The 16474-nt window shown below is 64.0% G+C and carries 15 protein-coding genes; 7 read left to right on the forward strand and 8 right to left on the reverse strand.

The window, feature by feature from the left end; genetic code table 11:
• Positions 1–28: 28 nt before the first annotated feature.
• The 6 genes from AC07WT_RS17740 to AC07WT_RS17765 all read right to left on the reverse strand — a co-directional run bounded on the left by AC07WT_RS17740 (position 29) and on the right by AC07WT_RS17765 (position 6743).
• Positions 29–919 carry a phosphoribosylaminoimidazolesuccinocarboxamide synthase gene (locus tag AC07WT_RS17740; protein ID WP_492590427.1) on the reverse strand — a complete coding sequence of 297 codons (891 nt, stop codon included), beginning with the start codon at positions 917–919 and terminating at the stop codon, positions 29–31.
• Positions 920–1051: 132 nt separating this feature from the next.
• The gene (fba, locus tag AC07WT_RS17745) at positions 1052–2116 is read right to left on the reverse strand and encodes a class II fructose-bisphosphate aldolase (RefSeq protein ID WP_492590426.1); all 1065 of its coding nucleotides are present in this window, start codon (positions 2114–2116) and stop codon (positions 1052–1054) included.
• Between the two features lie 215 nt (positions 2117–2331).
• A complete protein-coding gene (gene pyk / locus AC07WT_RS17750; RefSeq protein WP_492590425.1) occupies positions 2332–3768 on the reverse strand; it encodes a pyruvate kinase in 1437 nt (478 codons plus the stop codon).
• A 439-nt stretch (positions 3769–4207) separates the two neighbouring features.
• Complete coding sequence (locus tag AC07WT_RS17755) at positions 4208–5401, reverse strand: phosphoglycerate kinase (protein ID WP_492590424.1); 1194 nt, start codon at positions 5399–5401, stop codon at positions 4208–4210.
• A 275-nt stretch (positions 5402–5676) separates the two neighbouring features.
• Positions 5677–6000: an AzlD domain-containing protein gene (locus AC07WT_RS17760; protein ID WP_494947951.1), complete on the reverse strand. Its 324-nt coding sequence runs from the start codon at positions 5998–6000 to the stop codon at positions 5677–5679.
• The gene (locus AC07WT_RS17765; RefSeq protein WP_494948446.1) at positions 5997–6743 is read right to left on the reverse strand and encodes an AzlC family ABC transporter permease; all 747 of its coding nucleotides are present in this window, start codon (positions 6741–6743) and stop codon (positions 5997–5999) included. The genes AC07WT_RS17760 and AC07WT_RS17765 overlap by 4 nt, the downstream gene beginning before the upstream one ends.
• A 341-nt stretch (positions 6744–7084) precedes the next feature.
• Here AC07WT_RS17765 and AC07WT_RS17770 point away from each other — a divergent pair, with 341 nt between their 5' ends.
• From AC07WT_RS17770 to AC07WT_RS17795, 6 genes are all read left to right on the forward strand, one after another.
• Complete coding sequence (locus AC07WT_RS17770; protein WP_492596503.1) at positions 7085–8008, forward strand: branched-chain amino acid transaminase; 924 nt, start codon at positions 7085–7087, stop codon at positions 8006–8008.
• Between the two features lie 63 nt (positions 8009–8071).
• On the forward strand, positions 8072–8266 hold the full coding sequence (locus AC07WT_RS17775; protein ID WP_115098945.1) for a zinc-finger domain-containing protein: 195 nt from the start codon (positions 8072–8074) through the stop codon (positions 8264–8266).
• A gap of 250 nt (positions 8267–8516) precedes the next feature.
• Complete coding sequence (gene waaF, locus AC07WT_RS17780) at positions 8517–9542, forward strand: lipopolysaccharide heptosyltransferase II (protein ID WP_494947952.1); 1026 nt, start codon at positions 8517–8519, stop codon at positions 9540–9542.
• Positions 9543–9710: 168 nt separating this feature from the next.
• Complete coding sequence (locus AC07WT_RS17785) at positions 9711–10157, forward strand: nuclear transport factor 2 family protein (RefSeq protein ID WP_492596505.1); 447 nt, start codon at positions 9711–9713, stop codon at positions 10155–10157.
• A 114-nt stretch (positions 10158–10271) separates the two neighbouring features.
• Entirely contained in the window at positions 10272–11420 is a 1149-nt protein-coding gene (locus tag AC07WT_RS17790) for a YheT family hydrolase (protein ID WP_494947953.1), read from the forward strand.
• On the forward strand, positions 11413–11985 hold the full coding sequence (locus AC07WT_RS17795) for a DUF2946 family protein (RefSeq protein ID WP_494947954.1): 573 nt from the start codon (positions 11413–11415) through the stop codon (positions 11983–11985). The genes AC07WT_RS17790 and AC07WT_RS17795 overlap by 8 nt, the downstream gene beginning before the upstream one ends.
• 120 nt (positions 11986–12105) lie before the next feature.
• Here the strand turns inward: AC07WT_RS17795 and AC07WT_RS17800 are convergent, their stop codons facing one another.
• A complete protein-coding gene (locus AC07WT_RS17800; RefSeq protein ID WP_494947955.1) occupies positions 12106–13842 on the reverse strand; it encodes a M48 family metalloprotease in 1737 nt (578 codons plus the stop codon).
• Between the two features lie 230 nt (positions 13843–14072).
• On the opposite strand from AC07WT_RS17800, the gene moaC reads away from it, so the two are divergent.
• Positions 14073–14549 (forward strand): cyclic pyranopterin monophosphate synthase MoaC, encoded by a 477-nt coding sequence (moaC, locus tag AC07WT_RS17805; RefSeq protein ID WP_494947956.1) that lies wholly within the window; start codon positions 14073–14075, stop codon positions 14547–14549.
• A 57-nt stretch (positions 14550–14606) separates the two neighbouring features.
• Here the strand turns inward: moaC and AC07WT_RS17810 are convergent, their stop codons facing one another.
• The gene (locus AC07WT_RS17810) at positions 14607–16391 is read right to left on the reverse strand and encodes a PglL family O-oligosaccharyltransferase (RefSeq protein WP_494947957.1); all 1785 of its coding nucleotides are present in this window, start codon (positions 16389–16391) and stop codon (positions 14607–14609) included.
• Positions 16392–16474: the final 83 nt, after the last annotated feature.

Consider the following 16474-nt stretch of genomic DNA (forward strand, 5'->3'; position numbering starts at 1 on the left):
TGTCTCTCGAGCGGCGCGATAACCGGGATTAAGCGAGCTTCTGCCCGGTCAGGCGTTCGAGCGCTTCCTGATACTTCTCGCCCGTCTTCGTGACGACGTCGTCCGGCAGCTTCGGTGCGGGCGGTTCCTTCTTCCACGGCTGGGTTTCCAGCCAGTCACGCACGAACTGCTTGTCGAACGACGGCGGGTTGGTGCCGACCTGGTACTGATCCGCCGGCCAGAAGCGCGACGAATCGGCGGTCAGCGCTTCGTCCATCAGGTACAGCTTGCCGTGATTGTCCAAGCCGAACTCGAATTTCGTATCCGCGATGATGATGCCGCGCGTGGCCGCGTAGTCAGCCGCTTCCTTGTACAGCTTGATCGAGATGTCGCGGATCGTGGCCGACAGTTCGGTGCCGATGCGGCGTTCCATCTCGTTGTAGGTGATGTTTTCGTCGTGGTGGCCCATTTCGGCCTTGGCTGCCGGCGTGAAAATCGGCTCGGGCAGCTTTTGCGCATTTTGCAGCCCCGGCGGCAACTCCACGCCGCAAACCGCACCGGTTGCCTGATAGTCTTTCCAGCCGCTGCCGGCCAGATAACCGCGCACCACCGCTTCGACGAGAATCGGCTCGAGGCGCTTCACCACTACGGCGCGGCCCTTCACCTGCTCGACTTCATCTGCCGCCACCACGGATTCGGGCGCCACGCCCGTCAGGTGATTCGGCACGATGTGCTGGAGCTTGTCGAACCAGAAGTTGGCCATCTGGTTCAGCACGCGGCCCTTATTCGGAATCGGCTCGCCCATGATGACGTCGAACGCCGACAGACGGTCGGTCGTGACGATCAGCAACTGGTCGTTGCCCACCGCATAGTTGTCGCGGACTTTACCGCGGCCGAGCAGCGGCAGCGAGCGGAGCGTGGATTCGTAAAGGGTAGACATCGTCGTGGTTCGCTAAAAGTGAGGCAAAAAGTGTGACCGGAACAAAAGGGAAACGCCGTTCCCCGGATGATGCGGGAACGGCGATCTAACGACAACCTGGCCGAACGGCCAGGCGCAGAGCTTATTGACAGCTTAGCGGACGACTTGCGCGAACTCGCCCGACTTGTACTTCTCCGCGATTTTATCAAGCGAAACCGGCTTGATCTTGCCGGCCTGGCCTTCGCAGCCGAATTGCGTATAGCGCTCGATACAGATCTTCATCGCGGCTTCACGCGCCGGCTTCAGGTAATCGCGCGGGTCGAACTTGCCCGGATTCGTCGCCATGTAGCGGCGGATCGCGCCGGTGATCGCCAGACGCAGGTCGGTGTCGATGTTGACCTTGCGCACGCCGTTCCTGATACCTTCCTGAATCTCTGAAACCGGCACGCCGTAAGTTTCCTTCATGTCGCCGCCGAATTCGCGGATTTCCGCGAGCAGCTCCTGCGGCACCGACGACGAACCGTGCATCACCAGATGGGTGTTCGGAATGCGCTGGTGAATTTCCTTGATGCGCTGGATCGACAGAATGTCGCCCGTCGGCTTCTTGCTGAATTTGTACGCGCCGTGCGAGGTGCCGATGGCGATCGCCAGAGCGTCGCACTGGGTCAGCTTGACGAAGTCCGCAGCCTGCTCCGGATCAGTCAGCAGTTGCTCGCGGGTCATCGTGCCTTCCGCGCCGTGGCCGTCTTCCTTGTCGCCCTTCATGGTTTCCAGCGAACCGAGCACGCCCAGTTCCGCTTCCACCGTGATGCCGATCGAATGCGCCGCTTCAACCACCTTGCGCGACACCTCGACGTTGTATTCGTACGAAGCGACCGTCTTGCCGTCGGCTTCGAGCGAACCGTCCATCATCACGCTGGTGAAGCCGCTGCGGATCGCCGCCATACAGACTGCCGGCGACTGGCCGTGGTCCTGGTGCATCACGACCGGAATATGCGGATACGACTCGACCGCTGCTTCGATCAGATGGCGCAGGAACGGCTCGCCCGCGTACTTACGCGCGCCGGCCGAAGCTTGCATGATGACCGGGGCGTTGACCTTGTCGGCCGCCGCCATGATCGCCTGCACCTGCTCCAGGTTGTTCACGTTGAATGCCGGCAGGCCGTAGCCGTTTTCGGCAGCATGGTCCAGCAGTTGACGCATTGATACGAGAGGCATGCTGTAACTCCTTAGATTGAAAAGAATTCTGTACCGCCGGCATCTTTTGGGCGATTTTATCGCGAAGTAAACCACCTACCCGCTCACACATTCCCTAAAGCACCCGGCGTGCATTCGCCGCACGCGCGCCCGGAGTCTGTGCGCCGCCTCTCGCGGGGCGATGCAGCCTGCTTCGCTCGATCAAGCCTGTGCCGATCGTGCAGTCTCCTGCCTGATCAATACGGTTCACCGACCCGTACGATTTTCAGCGTGTTCGTGCCGCCGGCCTGCCCCATCGGCTCGCCGACGGTCAGCACCACCATGTCGCCGCGCGCCGCGTAACCCTTGCGGACCACGGTTTCCAACGCCTGTTGCAACGCGGTGTCGCGGTCGGTGTTGGTGTCCAGATGCAGCGAGGTCACGTTGCGGTACAGCGCCATGGCCCGTTCACTGCCGACCCGCGGCGTGAGCGCGAAAATCGGCACGTGGGTCGAGTGGCGCGACATCCACAGCGCGGTCGAACCGGATTCGGTCAACGCGACGATCGCCTTCGCGCCCAGGTGATAGGCCGTGAAGAGCGCGCCCATCGCGATCGACTGGTCGATCCGGGTGAACGTGCGGTCGAGGAAATCCTTGTCCAGTTCCGACTCTTCCGACTTCTCGGCTTCGAGACAGATCGCCGCCATCGTTTCGATGGTCTGCACCGGGTACTTGCCCGCCGCCGATTCCGCCGACAGCATCACCGCGTCCGTGCCGTCGAGCACGGCGTTGGCGACGTCCGACACTTCGGCGCGGGTCGGCACCGGCGCGTAAATCATCGACTCCATCATCTGGGTCGCGGTAATCACGAACTTGTTCGATTCGCGCGCCATCCGGATCATGCGCTTTTGCAGCGCGGGGACTGCGGCATTCCCCACTTCCACAGCCAGATCGCCGCGCGCGACCATGATGCCGTCCGACGCGTCGAGGATACCTTGCAGCGCCGGAATCGCTTCCGCACGCTCGATCTTCGCGATCATCTTCGGCTTGATGCCGTATGGCGCGCCCGCGATATTCGCGAGCTGGCGGGCCATTTCCATGTCGGTCGCGTTCTTCGGAAACGATACCGCGACAAAATCCACGCCGATCGACATCGCGGTGCGGATGTCTTCCATGTCTTTCGCGGTCAGCGCCGGCGCCGTCAGGCCGCCGCCCTGGCGGTTGATGCCCTTGTTGTTCGACAGTTCGCCGCCGATCTTCACGGTCGTGTGAATCTCGCTGCCGAGCACGCGGACCACGTTCAGCACGATCAGGCCGTCGTTGAGCAACAGCACGTCACCCGGTTTCAGGTCGCGCGGCAGGTCTTTGTAGTCGAGGCCGACGCGATCATCGTTGCCGAGTTCGCAGTCGGCGTCGAGGATAAACGGGTTGCCCGCGATCAGCGTGGTCTTGCCGTTTTCGAATTTGCCGACCCGGATCTTCGGGCCTTGCAGGTCGGCCATGATGGCGACTTCGCGGCCGGCCTGGCGGGCCGCTTCGCGCACGAATTCGGCGCGCTGGCGGTGGTCGTCGGCGGTGCCGTGCGAGAAATTGAGCCGCACCACGTCCAGTCCTGCCTGAATCATTTGCAGGAGGATTTCCGGCGTGCTGGAAGCCGGTCCGATGGTAGCGACAATCTTGGTGGCGCGATGCATGAGTCTCCTCGTCTGGATAGGATCGCTGGAAAGAGCGCTGCGAGTCGGATGCGGAGGCTGCGCACCGAGGGATGCTGCCAGGGGCTGCGCGCCGGTTGAAACCAGCGTCGCTTTATGGGGTGAAGCGGTGTTCGACACCAGCACGGGGGGCGCCGGTGGGGAGGCGAGCACGACCTCGCCGTCCGGGAGTTCTGCCTGCGACGGGGCGGATTGAGCAGCGGCTTGTCCACCGGGCAATTCCGCCGCCTCGCCGGCAGTGGTCAACTCCGCGAGCGCGCGGGGCGACCCGGATTCTTCTTGCTGGATAACAGCGGCCAGCGTGGCCGGCTTAGTGGCGGAGCGCGCTGCGCGCTCCCCTGCCGTCGCTGCCGCGTTGTTGCGCGGCGACTTGCCGCCGCGCGCCTTTGCAGACTTTGCCGTTGGGGAGCGCGTCGCCACGTTAAGCCCGCGATTCCAGAACTTCGACCGCCGGCAGCTTCTTGCCCTCGAGGAATTCGAGGAAGGCGCCGCCGCCCGTCGAGATGTAGCTGACCTTGTCGTGGATGCCGTACTTGGCGATCGCTGCGAGCGTATCGCCGCCGCCTGCAATCGAGAACGCCGACGACCGGGCGATCGCGTCAGCCAGCGTCTTCGTGCCGTTGCCGAACTGGTCGAATTCGAACACGCCGACCGGGCCGTTCCACACGATCGTGCCGGCCTTTTCCAGTTGTGCGGCGAGCACCTTGGCCGTTTCGGGTCCAATGTCGAGGATCATGTCGTCGTCTTGAACGTCGGCGACGGCCTTGATTTCGGCCTTGGCGGTCGGCGAAAACGCCTTGGCCGTGACCACGTCGGTCGGAATCGGCACCGAGGCGCCGCGCGCTTTCGCTGCGTCGATGATGGCCTTGGCTTCGTTCACCAGATCCGCTTCGGCGAGCGACTTGCCGATCTTCAGGCCCGCGGCCAGCATGAACGTATTGGCGATGCCGCCGCCGACGATCAGCTGATCGACCTTCTCGGCCAGCGACTTCAGGATGGTCAGCTTGGTCGACACCTTCGAGCCGGCGACGATCGCCACCAGCGGGCGCTTCGGCGAGCCCAACGCCTTGCCGAGCGCTTCGAGTTCAGCGGCCAGCAGCGGCCCGGCGCACGCGACGGGCGCGTATCTGGCGATGCCGTGGGTGGTGGCTTCGGCGCGGTGCGCGGTGCCGAATGCGTCGTTCACGTAGACGTCGCAGAGCTTCGCCATTTTTTGCGCGAGCTCGTCGGAATCCTTCTTTTCGCCCTTGTTGACGCGGCAGTTTTCCAGCAGCACGACCTGGCCCGGCACCACGTTCACGCCGTTTTCCACCCAGTTCGCGACCAACGGCACGTCGCGTCCGAGCAGCTCGGCGAGGCGCCTGGCGACCGGGGCGAGCGAGTCTTCCGGCTTGAAATCGCCTTCGGTCGGACGGCCCAGGTGCGAGGTGACCATCACGGCGGCGCCGGCGTCCAGCGCGGCCTTGATAGCCGGCACGGAGGCGCGGATACGGGTGTCTTCGGTAATGTTGCCTTGGTCGTCCTGCGGCACGTTCAGATCGGCGCGGATGAACACGCGTTTGCCGGATAGCTTGCCTTCGGCGATCAGATCGGAGAGACGCAATACCTTGTTCATGGGCGTGTATGTGCGAGTTGATGAGAAGGCGGTGACGGACGGCGCACTGACGCACAGCGCAAAACAGAACTCCAGCGCTTCGGCACAGCAGCGGCTCCGCTGAATCGGGCGCCGGCGGCATGCGCCGCGGCTCTCGCGCTATACACCGGCGCGGTTATCCCGGAAAAGTGCATTTTAACTGATCCACGTTGCCTTCTAACCCGCAACTCGGCGAATGTCCCGTATTTGAAAGATGCCGCACGCATGCCGCAACGCAGCATTTCAAGCCTGCTCAATTACATGAAGAGCCGCATGAGCGTAAATACGACCATCCCGACGACGATCGTGCCAAGCATGGTGCGGCGCCACAAAAACCACGCGAGACCGGACAGCGTCGCGTAAAACTCGTGATTCGACGGCGCGAAAGACAGGCCCTCGGGAGTGGTCAGCACGTCGGGCAGCACGACGGCGGCGAGCGCCGCGGCCGGCGCGTAGCGCAACATCCTTTGCACGCGCTCCGGCAACACGGTTCGCTCGCCGCCGATTAGAAACATCGCGCGTGTCACCGCGGTGACGAAGGTCATGCCGAAAATGGCCAGCCAGATCTGCGTGGACGTCATGGGGAATCTCCCGCGCTGTTGCGGATGCGGCGCAAGTCGGCGTGCTCAGCCATCAGATCGGCCGCACTGCCCGCGATGATCGCCGCGATCACCGCCAGCGGCAGCGCGAGCCGGTAAGGCAGGTCGAAGGCCAGCAGCGAAACGATGCCGGCGATGCTGACCGCGGCCAGCGTCGAGCGCGTCGCGATCGCCGACACCATGATCGGCAGCAGCGCCAGCGTGCCCGCCAGCGCAAGACCCCAGGTGTCCGGAATCAGGCTCGCCAGCAGAATGCCGACGATCGACGACACCTGCCACGACAGCCAGCTGCAAATCGCCATGCCCCAGAAATAGGCCTCCTTGCCCGGCACATAACCGGTCGGGAAGCTTTTCTTCTGGAACAGCAGGTAGATCACATCGCCGTTGAAATAGCCGAGCACGATGCGCCGCCACATCGGCAGATAGGAGAAATGCGGCGCGAGACCGACGCTGAAGATCACGAAACGCGTATTGACCATCGCGGCCGTGAGCAGCACGGTCCACACCGGCAGCCTGGCCGCCAGCAGCGGCAGCACCGCCAGTTGCGACGAGCCGGCGTAGCACAGCAGCGACATGGTGAGCGCCTGCGGCAGTGTGAGCACGGACTTGCTCATCGCAATGCCGGTCACGAGGCCCCAGGAAAAAATCGCCATCAGCGTGGGCGAATAGTCGCGCGCGCCCTCACGGAAGGCACGGCGATCGAGGTCTGACAGGCGAGCGAGCATGAGGCGAAACGCGTTGGCGCCAAACGCGCCGCAACGAAGGGAAGTCGGCACCAGGTCATCAAGCACCCGCTGGCGCATTCGGATTTGAATTATGCGTGCGCCGAATTATAGCGCCCGGAATGCGGCCAAATGCCCGTTCCGTGTGCAAAAGACGCTAAAATACCGGTCTTCGCACCGCCTCACAAGAAAACGCCGGGCCGCCCCCCGGGTTTTCCGCCCCGCAGGAAGTCCCCCGCCCCAAAGGAAGTCCCCTTGGGGGATTGGGGGATTGCCCCCTCGGGGAGCCTGACGCGAAGCGACAGGATTGGGGGCACTCACAACCGCACCTGCTGGAGAATCGTATGTCAATGGCCGACCGCGACGGCAAGATCTGGATGGATGGCAAGCTCATCGAGTGGCGCGATGCCAAGATCCATGTGCTCACCCACACGCTGCACTACGGCATGGGCGTTTTCGAAGGCGTGCGCGCCTACAAGACGGCCGACGGCGGCACCGCGATTTTCCGCCTGAAGGAACACACCAAGCGTCTGCTGAACTCGGCGAAGATTTTCCAGATGGACGTGCCGTTCGACCACGAAACGCTCGCCGCGGCACAGCTCGAGGTGGTCCGCGCAAACAAGCTGGAATCCTGCTACCTGCGCCCGATCATCTGGGTCGGCTCGGAAAAGCTCGGCGTGTCGGCCAAGGGCAACACGATTCACGTGGCGATCGCCGCCTGGCCGTGGGGTGCTTACCTCGGCGAAGACGGCCTGAAGAAGGGCATCCGTGTGAAGACCTCGTCGTTCACGCGCCATCACGTGAACGTGTCGATGGTCCGCGCCAAGGCGTCGGGCTGGTACGTGAACTCGATCCTCGCCAACCAGGAAGCCACCGCCGACGGCTACGACGAAGCGCTGCTGCTCGACGTGGACGGCTACGTGTCGGAAGGCTCGGGAGAAAACTTCTTCCTCGTGAACAACGGCAAGCTGTACACGCCGGATCTGTCGTCGTGCCTCGACGGCATCACGCGCGACACCGTCATCACGCTGGCGAAAGACGCCGGCATCGAAGTGATCGAAAAACGCATCACGCGCGACGAGGTCTACACCTGCGACGAAGCGTTCTTCACCGGCACCGCCGCCGAAGTCACGCCGATCCGCGAACTCGACAACCGCACGATCGGTTCGGGCGCACGCGGCCCGATCACTGAGAAGCTGCAAGCGGGCTTCTTCGATATCGTGAACGGCAAGAGCGAGAAGTACGCGCACTGGCTGAGCAAGATCTAACGCGCGCTGCCCCGGCTTTTAACGGCGCAACGCACGCACCCTGTATACAACGAGAAAGTCCCCATGAGCGAAATCAAGGAAATGCCGCTGGTCGAACTGTCGGCAAAAGACCTGCCGGCGTATTGCCCGAATCCGTCGATGCCGCGCTGGAGCGCCCACCCGCGTGTCTTTATCGACGTGACGCACGGTGAAGCGCGTTGCCCGTACTGCGGTACGCGCTACAAGCTGCGCGACGGCGAAGTGGTCAGAGGTCATTGAACACTGAGCGCTTGCGGCGCTGCTTGCGGCCCTGTTGGCCTCGCCCGCTGCCCGGTTGGTCGTTTGGCTTGCCGTCTTTGCCCTGGTAGCAGGCGATTGCGCGAGCGCGTCGCGGCAACGCCGCGGCCGCGGCGGGTCCGGCCGTACCGGGTCCGCGCCACGCGACTCGCGGCTGACTCCCTTTCACAAACCTGAACGCCACGCGCATAACGCGCGCGGCGCTTCGTTTCGACACCGGACACTCACTCTGATGCGTCGCGCGTTGGTTATCGCACCGAACTGGATCGGTGACGCATTGATGGCGCAGCCGCTGTTCGCGCGCCTCGTGAAATTGCATCCGCGCATCGCGATCGACGCGGTCGCCCCTTCGTGGGTCGCGCCCGTGCTCGAACGGATGCCCGAAATCCGCGACGTCTACGCGACCGATCTCGCGCACGGCAAGCTGCAGATGCTGCGCCGCTGGCAACTGTCGAGCGACTTGCGCGACGTCGGCTACGACGCGGCCTACGTACTGCCGAACTCGCTGAAGTCGGCGCTGATTCCGTGGATGGCGGGCATTGCGCTGCGCATCGGCTATACGGGCGAAAGCCGCTACGGCCTGCTGAACGTGCGTCACGCGAATCCGCGCAAGGACGAGCGCCCGCCGATGGTCGGCCACTACGCCGCCCTCGCCTACGCGCCGGGCGCCAAGGTCCCCGACGATCTGCCGATGCCGCGGCTCGACGCCGACCTGAACGAGGCGTCGCGCGTGTCGGCGCGCTTCAATCTGGACACGCGCGTGCCGCTGCTGGTGTTCTGTCCCGGCGCCGAGTACGGTCCAGCCAAGCGCTGGCCGCCCGAGCATTTCGCGGCGCTCGCGCAGATGGTCGGCCAGTCGTTCCCCTATACGCAGATCGTCGCGCTCGGTTCGCCGAAAGACGCGCCGCTTGCGCAGGCGATCGCGGAGAAAGCACCGAACGTGCGCAACCTGTGCGGCCAGACCGCGCTGGGCGAGGCTTGCGCGCTGATCTCGCGGGCCAACGCGGTCGTCACCAACGATTCCGGGCTGATGCACGTGGCCGCCGCGCTGCGCCGGCCGCTCGTGGCCGTGTACGGCTCGACCGATCCGCGCCACACGCCGCCCTTGTCGGAGCTTGCGAAGGTACAATGGCTTCATCTCGAATGCAGTCCCTGTTTTGAGCGCGAGTGCCCGCTGGGCCATCTGAACTGCCTGAAACAGTTGAGCGCGGAACAGGTATTCGGCGATTTGCGCGGCATGTTGCTCGCGCAACGCTGAACCGACTGACACTTGCACGCAACACCGCACGCATCTGAGCGCGTCGCGTCATGTTCGCGCCTTGCGGCGCGGGCATTCTCGCGCTTGGGTACGATTGTCCGGCGCCCCGGACTGTCCCGCTGACTGCTGCCCCGCAACCGCGCGCCGCGCACAAGAGACTGACGAGCCATGCCACGTTTTGCCCATATCTTCGAAGCCGCCGCCGATACCCTGAACGCCTACTATCAGGCCGTCGCCGAGGTCAATATCGACAGCTTGATGGGCTTGTGGATCGATGAGGAGTTCGTCAGCTGCATCTGCGCCGACGGCTCGCATCTGCACGGCCTCGACAGCATTCGAGCCGGCTTGCAGATCCAGCTGGAAGCCGCGCCGGTCTCGATCGAACCGCTCGATATCCGCGTCTACGACAGCCTCGGCACCGTCGTCTATGCAATTGCCGAAGCGCACCGGCCGGCCAATCCGGCCGCCGCGCCGACGATGGTGTTCACCACTTACGTGATGGTCCACGAACGCGGCGAATGGCGCATTGCGCATATTCACGCGAGCCCGATGCCGAACGAAACCGCCAGCCAGTTCGCGACGAAGATGCGGCATGGCCAGGGGCCGTTGCACTGACGTTCTGTTGATGCTTCACGTTTTTGTTCCGGCGCTGGTATGAGCACGCCCCGCAGGAAGTCCCTCGCCCCGAAGGATGTCCCTCGCCCCGAAGGAAGTCCCTCGCCCCGAAGGATGTCCCTCGCCCCGAAGGAAATCCCTCGCCCCGAAGGAAGTCCCCTTGGGGGATTGGGGGATTGGGGGACGACGCACGACAAATCCGCTTCTTCCGGCACGGCGCACGCCGCGGCTGCCGTCGAGGCAACGGTCGATCTGCTCTACCGTGCGCCGCTCTGGCTGCCGAACCGGCATATGCAGACCATCGTCCCGTCGCTGTTCGCGCGCCGTCCGGCGGTCGCGTTCCGGCGCGAGCGCTGGGACACGCCTGACGGCGACTTCATCGATCTCGATTGGGTGGTGCATGACGATCCGTCCGCCGGTCTGTCAAGCGCTTCCGTTCCTCGGCTAGCTCCTGCTGACGAGGCCCCGCTGTTCGTGCTGTTTCATGGGCTCGAAGGCAGTTCGGCATCGCACTATGCGATGTCGCTGATGGCCGGGGCGCGCGAGTGTGGCTGGCATGGCGTGGTGCCGCACTTTCGCAGTTGCAGCGGAGCGTTGAATCTGCTGCCGCGTTTTTACCATCTCGCCGACAGCAACGAAGTGGACTGGGTGCTGCGGCGGCTGCGTGCTGCGCATCGCGGGCCGATCGTGGCCGCGGGCGTGTCGCTCGGCGGCAATGTGCTGCTGCGCTGGCTCGGCGAGCGGGGCGAGGACGCGTCGTCGGTGATTTCGGTCGCCGCCGCGATTTCGACGCCGATCGACGTGCATGCCGGCGGACGCGCGCTGTCGCAGGGATTCGGCATGGTCTATACGCGCAGCTTCCTGAAGACGCTCAAGCAGAAAGCCGAACAGAAGCTCGTCCAGTTTCCGGGTCTGTTCGACCGGGATGCGATGCGCGCGAGCCGCACGATGTATGAGTTCGACAACGTGGTGACGGCGCCGCTGCACGGCTTTCGCGATACCGACGACTACTGGAGCCGCGCGACCACGCGGCCGTTGCTGCCGCACATTGCCGTACCGACGCTGGTGCTGAACGCGCGCAACGACCCGTTCCTGCCGGGCGAGGCGTTGCCATCGCGGCATGACGTGTCGGCGGCCGTGGAACTCGATCAACCCAGGCACGGCGGCCACGCCGGCTTTATGACCGGACCGTTCCCGGGCCGCATCGACTGGTTGTCGCGGCGCGTATTCGGCTACCTGGAGCGGTACCTCGATCATGGATGACATCGTCAAGCAGGCCTTGGCCAAATGGCCGAATGTGCCGAGTTGCACGGGCTGGCTGTTGCTCGACCGGCGCGGCAACTGGCGCATGAGGGATGAGGCTGCGCAGGCTAGCGGCGCTGCCGGCACGCCGATCCGGCATACGGCGCTGCTGGCGTTCATCAATCGGAATTACGAGGCGGATGAAAGCGGGCAGTGGTTCTTTCAGAATGGGCCGCAGCGGGTTTATGTCGAATTGGGTTATACGCCGTGGGTGGTGAGGTTGTCCGCCGATGCCGGCGGAGCGCTTTCCTTGACTGATCAGGCTGGCGGTGTCTTCGAGCCTTCGGCAGTGTATATCGACGATGAAGGCGGGGTTCTGTTTGTCGATCGCTCGGCGCCGCAGAGAGTGGCTGTTTTGCATGATCATGATCTGGAAGTTTTTTCTGATCATGCACAGTTGGCTGACGACGCCGTCAGTGGAGAGTTTTTCTGGCGAGACGGGGTTGTTTTGCCGCTGCAGGCTGTGCGGCGGGCGGATGTTGCCGGGCGGTTTGGATTTGTTGTCAGCCCGGCAACGAGAGCTTAGATTTTTGCCTTTGGCAGCGGCATGGCCTAGTGTTCAGGGACCTCGGGACGCGCGGCGCGCGGGACCACCTGCGGCGTAGGCACAACAACCCGCGCCACCGGCAAAAGCAAAAACCCCCGCTTAACTCTTCTCATCGAGCCGCTCCTCCCGATAGCGGCTCTCCATCTCATGTAACCGCGCATCGACGGTGGCCAGATCATAGTATCCAATGGTCTTCATATCCCGCGCCTCCTTCAGTTGCCGGATGGCGGAAAGCCAGGCCCCCTCGAGAGCGAACTTTTCAGCCAACGCGCGATGCTGCGCCAGCGCATCCCCCTTCCCGGCACTCGCCTGCGCGAGATACAACCACCACGCCGGCTGCTCCGGATCAGCTCGCGTTTCCTTCAACGCCAACGCCTGCGCATCGGCAAACCGCCGCATCGTCAGCAAGGTTCGAATATGTATGTCGATCGCCGCATTCGACTGCGGCCAGCGCTTCTGCGCAAGCTCGGCAAGACGAGTGGCCTCGTCATCACGCCCGGCGCGGCGCGCAATATCGGCAGCCAGCACATCCAGACTCGGCGAACTGCGCGCCGCCTCGCCTTCACTGCGCTCGCCGGCGACAAAAACCGCACGCGAAGTAGCCAGCGACGCCGCTGCGTCTTCATAACGCTCGAGCAGCATCTGCCCATACGCTATGCCGTACCAGTTCGCGGCAACGTTCAGCGCCGTACGGTCCTCGATCTCGGAGCGCAGCCGCGAAATCTCATCGGCGTATTCACTACGCGAGCGATCCTGCAGCAAGCGTGCCCTCGCCCGCACGAAACCATATTCGGACGCCTGGTGCGGTTGCCGGTACGGCGCGCGACGTGCACGGTCCGCCATGTCGGCGATCCGCTCACCCGTCAGAGGATGCGTGCGCGCGTACGCCGGCACACCCGTGTCGCTCATCGAGGCACGATCGAGCCGGTCGAAAAACGTCGTCATCGCGTACGGGTCGTAGCCGGCGCCGGTCAGCAACAGAAAACCGACGCGATCCGCCTCGTGCTCGGCGGAACGCGAAAAGCGCAACTGATTGTCGACCGCATACGCCTGGCCGCCGATCGCAATCGCACTGCCAAGGTCGCCGCTATGCGCGAGGACGCCCGCCAGCACGCCGAACAACACGCCGGCGAGCACCGCATAACCGCTGCGCTCGCCGGTCGTGATCATCCGCGAAATGTGCCGCTGCAAGACGTGCCCCATCTCGTGCCCGACCACGGCCGCGAGTTCCGACTCGGTCTGCGTCGTCACGATCAAACCGGTGTTCACGCCGATGAAGCCACCCGGCATCGAGAACGCGTTGATCTGCGCGTCGCGAACCGCGAATAGCTCGAAGTCCGGCCGATAGCCGCCGATGTATTGCGCGCTCGCCGCCGCGGCAAGTTTCGCAGCGACCGAGTTCAGGTAGTCGCGCACCAGCCAGTCATCAAGATAGTCAGGGTCGCGGCGCAACTCGCGCATCACGCGCTCGCCGAGCTTGCGCTCGGCGAGCGGCGTCAGCGAACCGGCGCCGCCATTGCCGAGATCGGGCAGTTGCTGCGTGACGATCGGCGCGCGCCAGCTGTTGTTCGCCCCGGCGCCCCGAAGGAAGTCCCCTTGGGGGACGTTACCCGAAAGGCGGCTCTGCGCGCCACCGTAGACGCCGAACACGCCCTGCGCTATCGCCGGCGGCACGACGGGCTCGGCATAAGCATTCAGCGGGCCGATTTCCATCGGCGGTTCTTCAGTCTGCGTGTTGGGGCCGACGGCCGAAGCGCTGCGGGATTGCGCGAACGCGCCCGGCTGCGCGAAGAGCGCGACGGACAGCAACGCAGCAAGAAACCGTTTCGGACGCATCGCGTGATCGGTAGAACGGAGTCGAAAGGCGACGCTCGCCACTCGGACTAAGATAGCGGGCATACGGCAATTGTAGTCAGTCACCGCGGCGATATGAGCCATTCCGGCGCGAGGCTCATGACCAGGCTCGTGAAGTGCGACCTGCCGACGCGCTCGAATCCGCATCGGCGCCAGCTGCCGGCCGGCGTCGTCACGCTGCTATGATAGGCGCCCTCTGAAGGAGCCCAACCATGCCTGAACTCACCCATTTCGACGCCGCCGGCCAGGCGCATATGGTGGACGTCGGCGGCAAGCAGGAGACCAGGCGCATCGCTGTCGCGCGCGGCTCGATCCGCATGCTGCCGAACACGTTCGCGCTGATCCGCGACGGCAACGCCAAGAAGGGCGACGTGATCGGCATCGCGCGCATCGCCGCGATCCAGGGCGCAAAGCGCACCGCCGATCTGATTCCGCTATGTCATCCGCTCGCGCTGACGCGCGTCAAAGTGGACTTCGAACTCGATGAAACGCTGCCCGGCGTGCATTGCACGGTTCAGGCGGAGACGCTCGGACGCACCGGTGTGGAGATGGAAGCGCTAACCGCCGTGCAGGTCGGGCTGCTGACGGTCTACGACATGTGCAAGGCGGTGGATCGCGGGATGACGATCACCGACGTCAAGGTGCTGGAGAAGCACGGCGGGAAGTCGGGGGATTGGGTGGCGGCCTGATACGGCCACCATCGGCGCCCCGCTCCAGCGCTGAAGCTCACGGACAACAGCGCGGCATCACTCCTCTTCGCTGTCGTCGTCCTGATTGACATCGCTCGGCGGCATGCCGTACCGCTTCATCAATGCTGCCTTGAAGCCGGTCAGCGTCTTCTGCTCGTCGCACAGTTCATACAGATAGCTGAGCTGCGACGGCCAATCCTTCAATTCCTCGGCAAAAATCTTCAGGCGTTCGACCGTGTCGAATGCCGCCGCCGTATCGCCGCTCAATGCCTGCAGCACCGCGTAACGGCGCAGCACGGTTTCGCCCGGCAACAGCGCCATCGCCTGCTTGTGCATCGCGAGCTTGTGTTGCAGGTCCATCGAATTCATCGGCAGCAGCGTCGCGAGGCCATACTCGCCCCACGCCTGGAAAAGGAATGACGGGTCCGCGCGGTACTGTTCGGCGGGACGCGAGCCGTAATACAGCACCTCGGCGCGCGCATAGTCGCGATACACCGGATACAACGCCGCCAGCCCGCCGAACACCACCACCGCGAACGTACCGAACGCCAGGCGGCCGGGCACGAGGCGCAGCGGACGCGTCTCCAGCAAACCGAACACGAACATTGCCGGCAGCAGAAAGAACATGTACTGCTGCGGATACTCGACTAGCGCATGCATGACCAGCACGCCGATCAGCGCAATGCCGAACACGCGCGCGGAGGTGTGCGGCACACGCACCACGCGCACCAGCCAGGCGACCAGGCCGAACAGCACGATCGCGAGGCCGATCAAGCCGGTTTTCGCGAGCAGATCGATGAAGATGTCATGCGAGTTATTGGCGATCTCGACACCGCCTAGCGTCTTCGCATACTCGTACTGGTAGCCCGGAAATTCGCCCCAGCCGACACCCAGCAACGGATGCGTCTTGAACATCGTCCAGCCGTACTTCCACAGCGCGAGGCGTGGCACGATCTGGCCGGCGTCCTTGAAACGATCGGCAGCCGACTGCCCGAGCTCGAGGTGGTAGTGCACGTTGGCCCAGCGGATCAACGCGTTGATGACAAAGAACAGCACCGCCAGCGCGATCGGGATCAGCCATTCGCGGTTGCTGCGGCGTAGAAGCGGCTCATTGCGCGTCTGCGCAAACGCCATCCAGAAACCCGCCACCACGATCACCCCCATCTGCAGCCAGGGACCACGCGACACGGTCAGCGCGAGGCCGACCGCGAAGATCGTCGACACCAGCAGCCAGACGCCGATAGCAAGTTGCCGCGTCTGCGCGAGAAACAGCGTGCCCGCCATGGCGAATGCAATATAAGTGGCGAGGTGATTCGCCTGCGCCATATTGCCGAACGGCCGGCGCTCGACGGTCACGTTATAGGCGACGACGAGCGGCGACACCTTCGCTTCGAGGTGAAACAACTGGATGACCTGGCAGAACACCGCGTAAAGGCCGCCGATGATCAACGCCCAGGCCGCCCAGCGCAACGCGATTTCGGTAAGTTTTGCGCGTGTGAAGCCATAGCCGGCATGCGCGGCCACGAAGGCCGCGAGCAGATAGCCGCCGCCGAGCCAGTTCATCGACGGCTGCCTGACCGGCAGCAACACCGACTGCGCGACCAGCACCAGTCCGAAAAACAGCGGCACCAGCGCGACGACCGGCGATGCGAACGAAATGCGCGGCTTGGCGCTCCACACCAGCAGCACGACGCCCGCGCCGGTCAGCAGGTACAGCGCGAGCGCCGTGAATTCAGCGTAGAACGTCGGAATCGGATATGTGTGGTTGACGACTGCATAAGGCAGCACCAACGCGAGAGCCAACAGAATGAGAGACAGGTAGCGCGCGAATGGGGTGGGCATTGAGTAACCGGAGGCGTCAGCAACCGGCGCACTATACAAAAAAATTCTTCTGCTGTGCGCCGGGCGCGCCGAAATATCCTGAA

Source organism: Paraburkholderia sp. GW821-FHT02A12 (genome assembly GCF_059422005.1).